This is a genomic window from Acidovorax sp. NB1, assembly GCF_005405905.1.
Classification (GTDB): domain Bacteria; phylum Pseudomonadota; class Gammaproteobacteria; order Burkholderiales; family Burkholderiaceae_C; genus Acidovorax.
This window is the reverse complement of sequence record NZ_BJHU01000049.1, coordinates 21,156-34,053: the sequence shown is the minus strand read 5'-3', so window position 1 is coordinate 34,053 and position 12,898 is coordinate 21,156. Positions and strand designations below refer to the sequence as shown.

At 65.6% G+C, this 12,898-nt stretch carries 12 protein-coding genes; all 12 read right to left on the bottom strand.

Annotation, left to right across the window (positions count from 1 at the left end):
- Positions 1-33: 33 nt before the first annotated feature.
- The 12 genes from AvAM_RS22395 to AvAM_RS22340 all read right to left on the bottom strand — a co-directional run bounded on the left by AvAM_RS22395 (position 34) and on the right by AvAM_RS22340 (position 12,861).
- Positions 34-1,725, bottom strand: coding sequence for a C13 family peptidase (locus AvAM_RS22395; protein ID WP_137749131.1), 1,692 nt, complete (start codon positions 1,723-1,725; stop codon positions 34-36).
- 264 nt (positions 1,726-1,989) lie between these two features.
- Entirely contained in the window at positions 1,990-2,937 is a 948-nt protein-coding gene (locus AvAM_RS22390) for a formate dehydrogenase accessory sulfurtransferase FdhD (protein WP_171012372.1), read from the bottom strand.
- A 148-nt stretch (positions 2,938-3,085) separates the two neighbouring features.
- Entirely contained in the window at positions 3,086-3,475 is a 390-nt protein-coding gene (locus AvAM_RS22385) for a hypothetical protein (protein WP_137749130.1), read from the bottom strand.
- 11 nt (positions 3,476-3,486) lie between these two features.
- Positions 3,487-4,704, bottom strand: coding sequence for a formate dehydrogenase subunit gamma (locus AvAM_RS22380; protein ID WP_137749129.1), 1,218 nt, complete (start codon positions 4,702-4,704; stop codon positions 3,487-3,489).
- 8 nt (positions 4,705-4,712) lie between these two features.
- The gene (locus tag AvAM_RS22375) at positions 4,713-4,952 is read right to left on the bottom strand and encodes a hypothetical protein (RefSeq protein ID WP_137749128.1); all 240 of its coding nucleotides are present in this window, start codon (positions 4,950-4,952) and stop codon (positions 4,713-4,715) included.
- Positions 4,949-5,566 carry a formate dehydrogenase FDH3 subunit beta gene (fdh3B, locus tag AvAM_RS22370; protein WP_094291273.1) on the bottom strand — a complete coding sequence of 206 codons (618 nt, stop codon included), beginning with the start codon at positions 5,564-5,566 and terminating at the stop codon, positions 4,949-4,951. Before fdh3B ends, AvAM_RS22375 begins: the two co-directional genes overlap by 4 nt.
- 23 nt (positions 5,567-5,589) lie before the next feature.
- Positions 5,590-8,559 carry a formate dehydrogenase subunit alpha gene (locus tag AvAM_RS22365; RefSeq protein ID WP_137749127.1) on the bottom strand — a complete coding sequence of 990 codons (2,970 nt, stop codon included), beginning with the start codon at positions 8,557-8,559 and terminating at the stop codon, positions 5,590-5,592.
- A 12-nt stretch (positions 8,560-8,571) separates the two neighbouring features.
- Entirely contained in the window at positions 8,572-8,781 is a 210-nt protein-coding gene (locus tag AvAM_RS22360; protein WP_137749126.1) for a twin-arginine translocation signal domain-containing protein, read from the bottom strand.
- A 158-nt stretch (positions 8,782-8,939) separates the two neighbouring features.
- Positions 8,940-9,575, bottom strand: a complete 636-nt coding sequence (locus AvAM_RS22355; protein WP_137749125.1) for a molecular chaperone — start codon at positions 9,573-9,575, stop codon at positions 8,940-8,942.
- A complete protein-coding gene (locus tag AvAM_RS22350) occupies positions 9,572-11,641 on the bottom strand; it encodes a 4Fe-4S binding protein (RefSeq protein WP_137749162.1) in 2,070 nt (689 codons plus the stop codon). Before AvAM_RS22350 ends, AvAM_RS22355 begins: the two co-directional genes overlap by 4 nt.
- Complete coding sequence (locus AvAM_RS22345) at positions 11,601-12,305, bottom strand: DUF3306 domain-containing protein (protein WP_137749124.1); 705 nt, start codon at positions 12,303-12,305, stop codon at positions 11,601-11,603. The genes AvAM_RS22350 and AvAM_RS22345 overlap by 41 nt, the downstream gene beginning before the upstream one ends.
- Positions 12,298-12,861 carry a DUF3305 domain-containing protein gene (locus AvAM_RS22340; RefSeq protein ID WP_137749123.1) on the bottom strand — a complete coding sequence of 188 codons (564 nt, stop codon included), beginning with the start codon at positions 12,859-12,861 and terminating at the stop codon, positions 12,298-12,300. The genes AvAM_RS22345 and AvAM_RS22340 overlap by 8 nt, the downstream gene beginning before the upstream one ends.
- Positions 12,862-12,898 lie beyond the last annotated feature (37 nt).

Below are 12,898 nucleotides of genomic sequence, written 5' to 3'. Positions count from 1 at the left end.
GGCGGGCGGGCCGTGGGGTGTTTGCGGGGGCTGCTACGGCGCGCGGCCTGCAGGGGCCGGGGCTGCTGCAACGCTGGTGCCGCTGGCTTCAAGATCGGCCTGGGCCGTCTGCAGCCGCTGCTCCAGCGCCTGCAGCACCGGGGTGATCTGCTTGCCCACGCGGATCTGCGGGTTCGAAAAACCATCGGCCTTGCCCGCCTCGACTTCACGCTGCTGGATCAGCGGCACGGCCTTGGCAAACGCCTCGGTGAACGAATGGGTCTGGCGCAGCTGCTCGTGGAACACGGCGCGGCCAAAGAAGGTCAGCTCCGACAGCCTGCCGCAGCCATACGAGGTGTGCGTGGCATCGGCCGCCGTCATGATGAGCGTGCTGTCGGTGGCCAGGGGCTCGATCCAGCCGCCCGAGTAGCAGGCCGACACCGCAATCACCCGGTTGCGGATGCCTGCGGCGTCCAGCGCGGCCCGCAGCATCTCGGGCGTGGCAGGCGCCACCTGCAGCGGCCAGTGCGAGGCTGCCAGCGCATGATCGCGTGCCCCGTGCGAGGTGAGGTAGACCACCAGCAGGTCATGCTCGCGGTCCATGCGGGCCGCCAGGGCGGTAATGGCCCGCTTCAGGTTCTCGGGCGTGGCCCAGGCATGGGTGTCTGCCGTCTCGGCATGGTTGAGCAGGTGCAGCACCCGGCCCTGGGCGTCGAATCGCTCTTCCAGCAAGCTGCTGACCATGGTGCTTTCGCGGCGGAACACGTTCTCGTCGGCATAGGGGGCGAACACCAGCCCATAGACATCGACCACCCCGGGGCGCTCGGGCGCCAGTGCATCCACCTGTTGTTGCCACAGTGTTTGCTGCTCTTCAAACATCGCCTGGGTCAGCGCCAGCGGCACGGGCTCGGGCGCCTGCGCTTCATCGGCGGCTGCAGCCGTCTCCGCCGATGCATCGGCCAGTGCCTGGACATCCGGCTCCCAGGGCTGGTCCTGGAACTGCCACATGCCCACCCCGATCACCGCCGCCATGGCCACCGAAAACGCCGCCGTGCGCCAACGCGACTGGATGAAGCGTGCACTCACCACCACCAGCGTGGCCAGCATCCACAGCGTGAGCACCCCGTAGGCCACCCAGAAGACAATGGCCGCCACCGTGCCATCCCACAGGCCGGGCCGGTGCACGGCCGTGGCCATCAGCGCATACAGCACCAGCAAAGGCGCGAGCGGGGCCCAGGCCGTCAACACATACCAGGCGGCCAAGCCCCCCGTGGGCGGAGGCACACCTGCAGACGCCAACGCTGATGGGCTCGCAGCAGCACGCTGGGCCGGGGCCATGGCCCACCAGGCCAGCCACAGCAGCACCAGGCCACTCCACATCGGCGCGAGCCAGCCGCGCAGGTTGAACTGCGCAGGCCCCACCACATCCAGCCGCGATGCGGCCACCAGCAGGCCCGCGCTGACCAGAGACAGCACTAGCAACTGCCAGGGCGTGGGCGCAGCGACGCCCGTGCGGGGCGGCAGGAACAGCCCGGCACGCAGGCCCTCTCGCATCCAGCCCCACAGCGTAAGCCGCTCGGCAGCGGCACCAACTGAGGCCACCGGACCCGGTGGCTGCGGCGCGGGGCCTTGCTGCAGTCGATTCAGTGGTACCTCCACCTCGGACTGGGTTTCGGCAAGTTCGGGGCCCCATTGGCTAGGCAAGGTGTCGGCCCAGGTGCTGCTGCTGGCGTTCAGGTCTTTCATGCGTGAATCATGCCATTGGGAGGTGACAGACGATTAGCTGCACGATATGAAAAGAGGCGTGTCTTTCGAGCGGAAACCAGAACCCAGAACCGCCCTTCCGAGCCAGGCACCCAGGTCCTGTGGAAACACAACCTGAGTCACGCGGCCGCACCACCACCACGGCCATCAATCAACGGTTCATGGCAACGTTGTTCAGCGCAACGCGCCAGAGTTTCTTGAAAGGCATTGGCACGCACGTTCATCGGGTGCGAATGCTGGCCCCAGTCAAGTTTCTCGCACTGCCTGGGCACCAGGCACCAACGCGACCTGAGCCAGCTCCGGCTGCAACACCAGCCGGTGCGTTCCGCTGTAGCACACAAACCGGCGGTTCGTCGCCCGCCCGATGGCGCACAGGCCCAGCTGCTGCGCCACCGCATGGCCCATCTGGGTCATGCCACTGCGCGAGACCACGATGGGCACGCCCATCTGGGCGGACTTGATGACCATCTCGCTGGTGAGGCGGCCTGTGGTGTAGAAAACCTTGTCGGCACCCGACATGGACATGGCGGAAATGTTGCCCGGCGCCACTCCATCGGCGGCAGTTTCCGGGTTCATCCACATCCAGCCTGCGATGGTGTCGATGGCGTTGTGGCGGCCCACGTCTTCCACAAAGGTCAGCAGCGCTTCGCCTTGGAACAAAGCGCAGCCATGCACCGAGCCTGCGGATTTGTAGGTGCTCTCCTTGAGGCGGATGGCGTTGACGATGCCGTAGAGCTGGGCCTGCGTCAGTTGTGCATCGGGCAGTGCAATGCGGTCCACTTCGTCCATGAGGCCGCCAAACACGCTGCCCTGGCCACAGCCGGTGGTGACCACCTTGCTGGCGGTGCGTTCCTGGATGCGGGCGATGCCGTGGCGCGTGCGCACGGCAGCTGCGTGGACCTCCCAGTCCACTGTGATCGATTCGATGTCAAACACCGATTCGACCAGCCGCTGGTTGCGCAGATAGCCCAGCACCAGCAGTTCGGGCTGCGCACCCAGCGTCATCAGGGTGACCAGCTCGCGTTTGTCCACATAGATAGTGAGCGGCCGCTCGGCAGGGATCTGCACCTGCTCGGTTTCGCCCCGTTCGTTGACGACCTCCACATGGTGGGTGAGCGGCGCCTGGGCCTGCGTGAGGCGCGGCAGCGCGGGTGGCACTGCGGGTGAATGCGAAGACAACGAAGGGCGGGTCATGGGCTGAATATACGCACTACAGCACCTCGTGGTCATCTGTGGTGCCGAGCCATGGGGTTACACGGGTAAGGTGCCCCCAAAAGAAAAAACCGCGCCACCCAAGGGGACGCGGCTTGTAGCCCAGCGGGCTGGCCGGGAGCTGGTGCGCTCAGGACTTGGACGCAGGCGTGGCCGCTGCTGCGGGCGTCTGGGTGCTGGGAGGGCTGCTGGCCGTGCCGGGTGGCGAATGGGCGCCAGCGGCTTCGGCAGGTTTGGCGACGGGAGGCGTGTAGGCAAAGGGCCCGGGATCGGCACAGGCAGCACCTGCGGCGGCGGGCTTGGCCGATGGGGTGGTCTTGCGGTAGTGCGCCGCCACCTTGTCCTGCGAGAGGCAGAGCTTGTAGTTGTCCACCTTGCCTGCCCAGGCCGTTTTGGCAGCAGCTTCTGCGGCCTTGGCGGCAGCCTCGGGCGACGGAGCGGGCAGCTTGGCGGATGCCAGGGTGCACACGCCTGCCGCGCACAGCGCCAGCAAAGAGGTGCGGATGCTTGGTGTCGTCATGGTGCGGGTCCTCATACCTGCGCGGGCTGCTGACCCGCAGATGCTGTGGCGGCGGCATCGGCCGCTGGCTGGCTGGCGCTGCGCTGGCGGGGGATCTTGCCTGCCTGCACGTCGTCGTACCAAAGCTCGTGGTGTTCCTTGGCCCAGCCCTCGCTCACGTAGCCGGTTCGCATGGCCTTGTAGGCGCCTTTCATGCCCACCGTGCCCATGTAGATGTGGCCACAGATCAGCGCCATCATCCAGATGGCCAGGGTGGCGTGGATCATGTGGGCAATCTGCATGTCGCCACGCACGTCGCCAAAGCCGGGGATGAGCTTGTCGAGCACCAGGCCCGTGGCCACCACCAGGATGCCGGGGATGGTGATGCCCCACCAGAACAGGCCCTTCTCGCCCGCGTTGAAGCGGTGCGAGGGCACTTCGTGGTCACCCTTGCCCAGCATGCCGCCACCCTTGGCCAGCCAGACAAAGTCGGCGCGGTTGGCGATGTTGTCCTTGATGAAGGTGAGGATGATCACCAGCAGCGACACGGCAAACAGCGGGCCCACAAAGTTGTGCACGTTCTTGAGCGCGTAGGTCAGCCAGCCAAACAGAGTGGTCCCCAGGATGGGCAGCAGGAAGAACTTGCCGAACGCCATCACGATGCCGGAGATGGCCAGTGCGATGAAGGCAAAGGCATTGGTCCAGTGGGCGGCCCGCTCGAACGGGGTGAAGCGCTCGATGCGGCGGGGGCCGGTGCCGTCAGGGTGTTCATGCCCCAACGGGCCCTTCACAAAGTAGAAGATGCCCAGCGCGAGCAACACGATGGCAAACAGCGCTGCGCCGTAGGGAATGATCCAGTGGTTGCGCACCTGGCGCCACGCCTCACCCGCATTGGTGAAACGCGAGCCGGGGTACTGCACAAACGGCTGGATCAGGTTACCCGCCTCGGGCGCCTGCGTTTTGGGCAGGCTGCTGTAGCCGGTCACGCCCTGCCCCACCTGGCGCCACATGGGCGCGTTGTTGCCGGGCTGCACCTTGGCGCGTTCGCCATTGGTCTGCTCGGCGTACTTGGGGTCGGCGCTGGCGTCGGGTTTGACTTCGAAGATGTTCTGGCTCTGGATGCCACCGGGCGCAGGCGCTGTGGCAGGGGCTGCAGCCGGAGACGCTGGCGCCTGCTGCGCATACGCAGCGCCACCCGACAACCCGGCCAGCCCTGCCACCAGAGCCAGGGACCACACGATGTGTTTCATGGTGGGCCTCACTTGGTTTGGGTGCGGGTGTACTCGTTCTGGCCGTACTGCTGGCGCGCCTTCAGCTGGGCTTCCCAGCTGGCTTTGTCACCCGCCTTCCAGCCCGGCTCGGTGAAGTTGCTGCCGGTGCCCGCATAGGGCGCGGCATCGCTGCGGATGCCTGCGCCGGTCTGCGGCTTTTCGCCGCAGGCAGCCAAAGTGCCCAGGGCCAGAGCGGCGATGGCGATGAGATGAAGGCGATGGGTCATGACTTGCCTCCTGCAGGCTGGCCTGCCTGTTGCGAACCGTAGGCCGTGCCCCAGCCCCAGACCTCTGCACCCTTGCCACGCTGCACCACACGGTTGCGGAAGATGTCGGCGACCACATCACCATCACCGGCCAGCAGGGCCTTGGTGGAGCACATTTCTGCGCAGGCGGGCAGCTTGCCTTCGGCCAGGCGGTTGCGGCCATACTTTTCAAACTCGGCCTGGCTGCCGTGGGCCTCGGGACCACCAGCGCAGAAGGTGCACTTGTCCATCTTGCCGCGCACACCAAAGGTGCCCTGCGACGGAAACTGTGGCGCACCAAAGGGACAGGCATAGCTGCAGTAGCCGCAGCCGATGCACACGTCCTTGTCGTGCAGCACCACACCTTCTTCGGTGCGGTAGAAGCAGTTGACAGGGCAGACCGCCATGCAAGGCGCATCGCTGCAGTGCATGCAGGCGACCGAGATGGATTTTTCGCCCGGCACACCGTCGTTGAGTGTGACCACGCGGCGGCGGTTCACACCCCAGGGTACTTCGTGTTCGTTCTTGCAGGCGGTCACGCAGCCGTTGCACTCGATGCAGCGCTCTGCGTCACAGATGAATTTCATTCGTGCCATGTGTGTCTCCTTGCGTGGCGCGATCAGGCGCGTTCCACGTTGCAGATCGTGGTCTTGGTTTCTTGCATCATGGTCACGCTGTCGTAGCCATACGTCGTCGCGGTATTGACGGCCTCACCGCGCACCACAGGGGCCGCGCCCTTGGGGTAATACGCCAGCATGTCAGCCCCCTGCCAGCGGCCCGAGAAGTGGAACGGCATCCACACCGTGTCGGGCGCCACGCGTTCGGTGACCAGCGCCTGCACATTGAGCCGCGCGCCCGTGGGTGAACTCAGCCACACACGTTCGCCATTGCGAATGCCCCGGTCGGCAGCGGTCTTGGGGTTGATCTCGACAAACGACTCCTGCTGCAGCTCGGCCAGCCAGGGGTTGGAGCGGGTTTCCTCGCCGCCGCCTTCGTACTCGACCAGGCGGCCCGAACTCATGATCAGCGGGAACTTCTCGTGCACCTTGTCGGCCACGTTCTTCTCCTGCACGCTCTTGTACAGCGTGGGCAGGCGCCAGAAAGCCTTCTTGTCGTCGTGTGTGGGGTACTTGGCCATGAGGTCTGGCCGGGTTCCATACAGCGGCTCGCGGTGCTGCGGAATCGCATCGGGGAAATTCCACACCACGGCGCGCGCCTTGGCGTTGCCAAACGGGTGGCAGCCATGCTTGAGTGCCACGCGGATGATCGCGCCCGTGGGGTCGGTCTTCCAGTTCTTGCCTTCGGCCTTGGCCTTCTCGGCATCGGAGAGGTCATCCCACCAGCCCAGCTTTTTCAGCAGCACATGGTCGAACTCGGGGTAGCCCGTGGTGATCTCGCAGCCCAGCGAATGCGAGCCGTCCTCGGCCAGCAGGTTGACACCGTCTTTTTCCACACCAAAGTTGGCGCGGAAGTTGCCACCGCCATCCATCACATGTTTGGATGTGTCGTACAGATTGGGTGAACCGGGGTGCTTCAGCTCGGGCGTTCCGTAGCAGGGCCAGGGCAGACCAAAGTAGTCGCCAGCAAAGTCGTAGCCGGTTTCCTTGTCCTTGCCACCCTTGGCCTTGAGGGTCTTCACGTCGAACACATGCATGTTCTTCATGTGGGCCTTCAGGCGCTCGGGGCTCTGGCCGGTGTAGCCAATGGTCCAGACCGACTTGTTGATTTCGCGCAGGATGTCCTCGGGCACGGGCTCGTCCATGCCCTTGACCTTCTGCATCTTGTAGTTCTTGGACAGCTCGGCTGCAAAGCCCAGCTTTTCGGCGAACTGGTGCATGATCATGTGGTCCGAGCGGCTCTCCCACAGCGGCTCGATCACCTTCTCGCGCCACTGGATGGAGCGGTTGGACGCTGTGCACGAACCACTGGTCTCGAACTGCGTAGCGGCGGGCAGCAGGTACACCGCACGGTTGGGGTTCAGGTCTTCGGCCTTGCCCGGCATGGCGGCCATGGCAGCGGTGGCCGATGGATAGGGGTCCACCACCACCAGCAGGTCCAGCTTGTCCATGGCGCGCTTCATTTCCAGGCCACGGGTTTGCGAGTTGGGCGCATGGCCCCAGAAGAAAACGCCGCGCAGGTTGGAGTCCTGGTCGATCAGCTCATTCTTCTCCAGCACGCCGTCAATCCAGCGCGACACGGTGATGCCGCTCTTGGTCATCATCGCGGGCGATGCGTACTGCTTCTTGATCCATTCAAAGTCCACGCCCCACACGGCGGCGAAGTGCTTCCACGAACCTTCGGCCAGACCGTAGTAGCCAGGCAGCGAGTCGGGGTTGGGACCCACATCGGTCGCGCCCTGCACGTTGTCGTGGCCCCGGAAGATGTTGGTGCCACCACCACTTTTGCCCACGTTGCCCAGCGCCAGCTGCAGGATGCACGAGGCGCGCACCATGGCATTGCCGATGGTGTGCTGCGTCTGACCCATGCACCAGACGATGGTGCCGGGGTTGTTGTCGTGCAGCATCTTGGCGACCTTGAACATCTGGTCTTCCTTGACGCCGCAGGCCTCTTCCACCTTGTCGGGCGACCACTTGGCCAGCACGTCCTCACGCACCTTGTCCATGCCGTAGACACGGTCGTTGATGTACTTCTTGTCTTCCCAGCCGTTCTTGAAGATGTGGTACAGCAGGCCGAACAGGAACGGGATGTCGGTGCCCGAGCGGATGCGCACGTACTCATCGGCCTTGGCTGCCGTGCGGGTGAAGCGCGGGTCCACCACGATCATCTTGCAGCCGGTTTCCTTGGCATGCAGCATGTGCAGCATGGACACCGGATGGGCTTCGGCCGCGTTGGAGCCGATGTACAGAGCGACCTTGCTGTTTTGCATGTCGTTGTACGAATTGGTCATGGCGCCATAGCCCCACGTGTTGGCCACGCCCGCCACGGTGGTCGAGTGGCAGATGCGCGCCTGGTGGTCGCAGTTGTTGGTGCCCCAGAAGCTCACGAACTTGCGCAGCAAATAGGCCTGTTCGTTGTTGTGCTTGGACGAACCCACGAAGTACACGCTGTCAGGGCCACTGGCCTTGCGCAGCTCCTGCATCTTGGCGGTGATCTCGTTCAGGGCCGTGTCCCAACTGATGCGCTCGTACTTGCCATTGACCAGCTTCATCGGGTAGCGCAGGCGGTATTCGCCATGGCCGTGCTCGCGCAGCGCAGCGCCCTTGGCGCAGTGCGCGCCCAGGTTGATGGGCGAGTCGAACACGGGCTCCTGCCGTACCCACACGCCGTTCTCGACCACGGCATCGACCGCGCAGCCCACCGAGCAGTGGGTGCAGATGGTGCGGCGCACTTCGATCTTGCTGTCGCCGATGGCGACCTTGGCACCTTCGGCGGCGTTGGACTTCTTGACCAGCGCAAGCTGGGAGGCAGCAATGCCCACCCCCACCCCCAGGCCAGAGCGGCGCAGGAAGGAGCGCCGGTCCATGGTGGGCAGGGCCTGCGACAGGCCCCGGCGCAGGCTGTGGACAAAAGGCGATGCAGAGGCACTTGCGCTCTGCGCGGCGTGGGAAGACTTTTTGGTCAGCAACATGGCAGGCCCCGGTCAGAGTTGGGTGGTCTTGTAGTACTGCTTCACATGCGCAGACAAGTGGTAGCCACCACCTTTTTCGGGCACGGGCCGGGGCGCATCGGAGACCACAGATTCGGACGGAGCCACATGGGGAAGGGCCACCACGGCCGCTGCTGCAGCCCCTGTGGTGGCGGCGCCGACAAAGAAATTGCGGCGTGAGGAATTCGGCTGGCGGTTCTGCATGGTTGTCTCCAGAATGGCTGGCAGCAAGGGGAAGCTATGAAAAGCTATTCATACAGTCTATGTCAGTGTGTAAAAGCCTGCAATCCAGCTTTACACCCCCCACTAAACCACTCATCTTTTGTAGCGCCCGCTGCAGCCCCATTGCGGCCGCCAGCGGATCAATCGAGCATGTCGAAGCCCTGGGCCTCCACCGACGCAAAGGCCCGTGTGAACTGGGCCAGCGCGGCATAGAAGCGCGCCTGCGGGTGGGCCGCCAGCGCGTCGCACATCGAAATCACCCAGGGCTGCAGGTGTGTGGCAAAAAAGTCGCGCTGCGCCGTCAGGTTGCAGACAGCCACATCGTCGCCCGCGATCAGGTAGCGCATCACTTCGCACAGGTAGGCAACGTGGTCTTCGGTCTCGGGCATGGCTTCGTCGCGCGACAGGCCCAGGCGGTCCAGGTCGGTGCGCAAACGGGCCAGGGGTTTTTCGTTCAAAAAGCCGCTCAGGTAGTGCGAGCCATACAGGTACACCTCGGGCTTGCCCACGCCGCCAAACAGGCGGTCGAACTCCTGCGCAATGGCCGCGTCATCCTGCACGCGTGCCGCGCCCACCAGCTGCTGCCAGGGCTCCTGCAGAAAGCCCCCATCGGCGGGCGCCTCGGTCACCGCCACGCGCAGGGCCGACATCAGCTCAGGGCTGGGCGCTGCGTAGTACAGCTGCGACAGCAAACCGTAGAGTTCGGCGCGCGCGGTTTCCTCGTCCAGCGCGGAGCTGCTGCCCGGGGATGTCAAAGAAGCAGAGGATGCGCTCACAGGTCGGTCACTTTCGTCTCGTTTTGTGCGGAATACAGGTCGATCACGCGGCAGTCGCTGCACATCTTCAGGCGCTCCAGCGCCTCGCCCTGGAACATGGGGTGGCCCGAGAGTTTGCCCAGCATGGCCTCGATGGCCTTTACCGTGCCAAAGGGTTTGCTGCAGCGCACACAAGCCCAGGGCTTGGCCTCGTTGAGCACCCGCAGCTGCGCGCGCTCGGGCGTGAGCAGCAGGCGCGGTTGCAGGCTGATGGCGTCTTCCGGGCAGGTGGTGGCGCACAGGCCACACTGCACGCAGTTCTTTTCGATGAAGCGCAACTGCGGCAGCTGCGGGTTGTCCTGCAGCGCACTGGCGGGGCAGGCGCTCACGCAGCTCAGGCACAGGGTGCAACGGTCTTTGTTGACCTCGATGGTGCCCAACAGCGACCCTACGGCGGGCAGAGCAATGGCCTCGGGCCGCTCAGCCAAGGGCATCGGGGCCTGCTCGATCAGGTGGTCGATCGCCATCTCCAGCGTGCTGCGTTTCTCTTGCGCCACCGCAAAGCGGGCCGCCACGGCCGGGGTCTTCTGGCGCGTCTGGCCCAGCGCCTGCAATGCAGCGTCCAGCGCGGTGGGGTGGTTGGCGCGCAGCAATTGCACATGGGTGCCGGTGTAGCCCAGGCCCCGCAGGATGGCCTGCGCCACATCCATTTGCGCCTGCAGACCATCGAGATACTGCGGGGCTTCTTCATCAGTGCTCAGCACCACCACTTGCGAGGCGCCGTAGGCGATGGCACTAAGCCACAGGTCTACCCCCGTGCTGGCCGTGTGCCACAACGCCACCGGGATCACGTTGGCAGGCACGCCCTGCGCCAACTTGAGCTGGGCGGCACGGCCCAGTTCTTCGACCAGCGACTGGCCACGCTCCTGGCTGTGCAGCAACAGCACCGCATCCTTGCCACCGGCAGCGGTGTAGGTGGACAGCAGCGTCTTGAGCTTGGTGCCCTGCTCCGTCGCACTGGGGTAGGCATAGGTCAGCGCGCCTGTGGGGCACACGGTGGTGCAGGCGCCGCAGCCCACACACAGGTTGGGGTTCACCTTGATCTGCTGGCGGCTCTTGTCGCTGGCGATGGCCTCGGCCGAGCAAATGTCCACGCAGGCGTTGCAGCCCACGGTTTCGTTGCGACTGTGGGCGCAGAGTTTTTGTTTGTAGGCAAAAAACTTGGGTTTCTCGAACTCGCCCACCAGCTCGCGCAGCTTGAGCAGCGTGCCCAGGTCCCGCCCGTCCCAGCGCAGATAGCCCTGCGGCAGCGCGTGCTGCAGGAAGGTGGGCGTGGCAGTGGACGAACGCAAGTCCAGCACCAGGTCAAACCGCTCGGTCTGCGCCGTGGCATCGCGGGTGAAGTCGATGGCGCCCGCCACCTGGCACACCTTCACGCAGGCGCGGTGCGACTGGCAGGCGGCCAGGTCGATCTGGTAGTCGAGCCCAATGGCGTTCTCGGGACAAGCCGCCACGCAGGCGTTGCAACGCGTGCACAGGTCCAGGTCGATGGGGTTGTCGGCCGACCACTGCAGCTCGAACGCCCCCAGCCAGCCCGTGAGCCCTGTGATGCGCCCGCCCAGCACCGGGTACCGCCGTGCCTGCGCGCCACCGGCGTTGCCGGGGCCCTGGGTGAACAGCGTCACATCCAGCACGTCCGACACCAGGGCCGCCGCCTGCTCGGCCAGGTCCAGCGGGCCGATGATGAGCAAGCGGCCCGTGCTCTTGTAGGTGACCGTGGGCACGGGGGGCGGGTCGGGCAAACGCGCTGCTGCCAGCAGCGCAGCGATCTTGGGGCTGGCCTGGGCGGCATCGCGGCTCCAGCCGCCGGTTTCGCGGATGTTCACAAACCGGATGGGCGACACCGCGCCTTCGGTTTGCTGGCCCAGGTCGCCAAACAGGCGCTGCTCCTGGGTGCACGCCACCACCACGTCCTGCCCGGACTGGATGGCTTTCTGAAACGCCCCTGCGTCGCGCCGGCACAGGGTGGAGTGAAGGGTCAGGTCTTCATGCAGTGCCTCGCCCAACGCCTTGGCGTTGAGGGGCATCGTCTGGTTGCAGTCGCAAATGAGCGTCTTGGTCATCGTGGGTGTGGCTGGCTGGCGTGGTCACCCCATCCTCTTCAGAACGGGCGACCCGCACAGGCTCGCTGGTGGGAACGCTAGGAACAGCGTTGCATACCTCGGACTGTGCCACGTCTGCGGCGCCGCTGGCCCCCGCATCATCCCGAGGCTGAGCGGACGCCGGGGCTATTGCGCCTGCGGGGCCGGCATCCTCGCCTCCCCCAGCCTGCTTCTCATGGTCAAAGAAGCCCATCGCATGGGCGCTGGCCATCTGGCGCAGCATGCCAGCGGGCAGCGGGTCGGGCTGGGTGTAGTCGTCGATGTAGATGTCCAAACCGTCCATCACATTGAAGTGCGGATCGGCAAACAGCTTTTTCATCGCCAGGTTGCGCACCTCGGGCGAGACGGCACGGGACACAAAGGGCTTGAAGTCGGACGCGGGGGTCAGGGCCTCGGCGTCCGCCAGCGTGGGCGCGGGTGGCTCGGCGACAGGTGCCGGGGGGGTAGGCGCGACAGCGGCGGTGGCAGGAGCTGGTGCGGCGGCCTGGGGCGCCAGCGCGGGAGCTGGCGGCGGGGGCTCCGCCACCGGCTTGCCCTCGCGCACATCCTGCTTGCGGCGCGACCAGCGGCCGAGGAATCCGTCAGCCATGGCCGCCCCCTCCTCCCATGCCTCCGCCCCGCGTCTTTTCCGTAGACACCGAAGCGGGGTTGCCAAACCGGTCCTGCAGCGGGCGGAAGCTGTCGGGGCGCTTGCGACGCTTGGGCTCGGGCTGGTAGTGCTCGTCCACAAAAGCGCGCAGCACCTCCAGCACTTCGGGGGCGGCAGGCACCTGCTCCACGGTTTCCTGCGCGTCCAGCCAGCGGCCGGCGTCGTGGTAGCTCAGGCTCACCGCTACTGGGCGCGCCAGGGGGATGGCCCCTGTGCCCGTGTCTTCGTCGCGGCGCCACATCACGAACCAGCAGGGGGCTGGGGAGGTGAGGTTGAGGTGATAACCCTCGGCATCGTCGCGGAACAGCTCCACCCGAAAGCCCGGGAACAGCCAGCGCTGCTCGCGCTCGTCCAGGATCAGCGGCCGGGGTTCGGTGCCGAAGGTGGGTTCATGGACCACCACCTCGGCCAGCGACCAGCGCCAGGGCTGCCAGCGGTTGTCGATGTGCTCGCACCGCATGATCACGGCAACGTCGGTGTAGGGGCGCTCTGTCATGGGCGCTGACTGTACCCCGGTGCGCGGCCAGGGTCAG

Excerpts from the sequence above, each read along its gene's own strand:
- AvAM_RS22345 (WP_137749124.1), bottom strand. The coding sequence starts at position 12,305 with ATGGCTGACGGATTCCTCGGCCGCTGGTCGCGCCGCAAGCAGGATGTG.
- AvAM_RS22385 (WP_137749130.1), bottom strand. The coding sequence starts at position 3,475 with ATGACGACACCAAGCATCCGCACCTCTTTGCTGGCGCTGTGCGCGGCA.
- AvAM_RS22375 (WP_137749128.1), bottom strand. The coding sequence starts at position 4,952 with ATGACCCATCGCCTTCATCTCATCGCCATCGCCGCTCTGGCCCTGGGC.
- AvAM_RS22380 (WP_137749129.1), bottom strand. The coding sequence starts at position 4,704 with ATGAAACACATCGTGTGGTCCCTGGCTCTGGTGGCAGGGCTGGCCGGG.
- AvAM_RS22395 (WP_137749131.1), bottom strand. The coding sequence starts at position 1,725 with ATGAAAGACCTGAACGCCAGCAGCAGCACCTGGGCCGACACCTTGCCT.
- AvAM_RS22365 (WP_137749127.1), bottom strand. The coding sequence starts at position 8,559 with ATGTTGCTGACCAAAAAGTCTTCCCACGCCGCGCAGAGCGCAAGTGCC.
- AvAM_RS22340 (WP_137749123.1), bottom strand. The coding sequence starts at position 12,861 with ATGACAGAGCGCCCCTACACCGACGTTGCCGTGATCATGCGGTGCGAG.
- AvAM_RS22390 (WP_171012372.1), bottom strand. The coding sequence starts at position 2,937 with ATGACCCGCCCTTCGTTGTCTTCGCATTCACCCGCAGTGCCACCCGCG.
- AvAM_RS22350 (WP_137749162.1), bottom strand. The coding sequence starts at position 11,641 with ATGCCCCTCAACGCCAAGGCGTTGGGCGAGGCACTGCATGAAGACCTG.
- fdh3B (WP_094291273.1), bottom strand. The coding sequence starts at position 5,566 with ATGGCACGAATGAAATTCATCTGTGACGCAGAGCGCTGCATCGAGTGC.
- AvAM_RS22360 (WP_137749126.1), bottom strand. The coding sequence starts at position 8,781 with ATGCAGAACCGCCAGCCGAATTCCTCACGCCGCAATTTCTTTGTCGGC.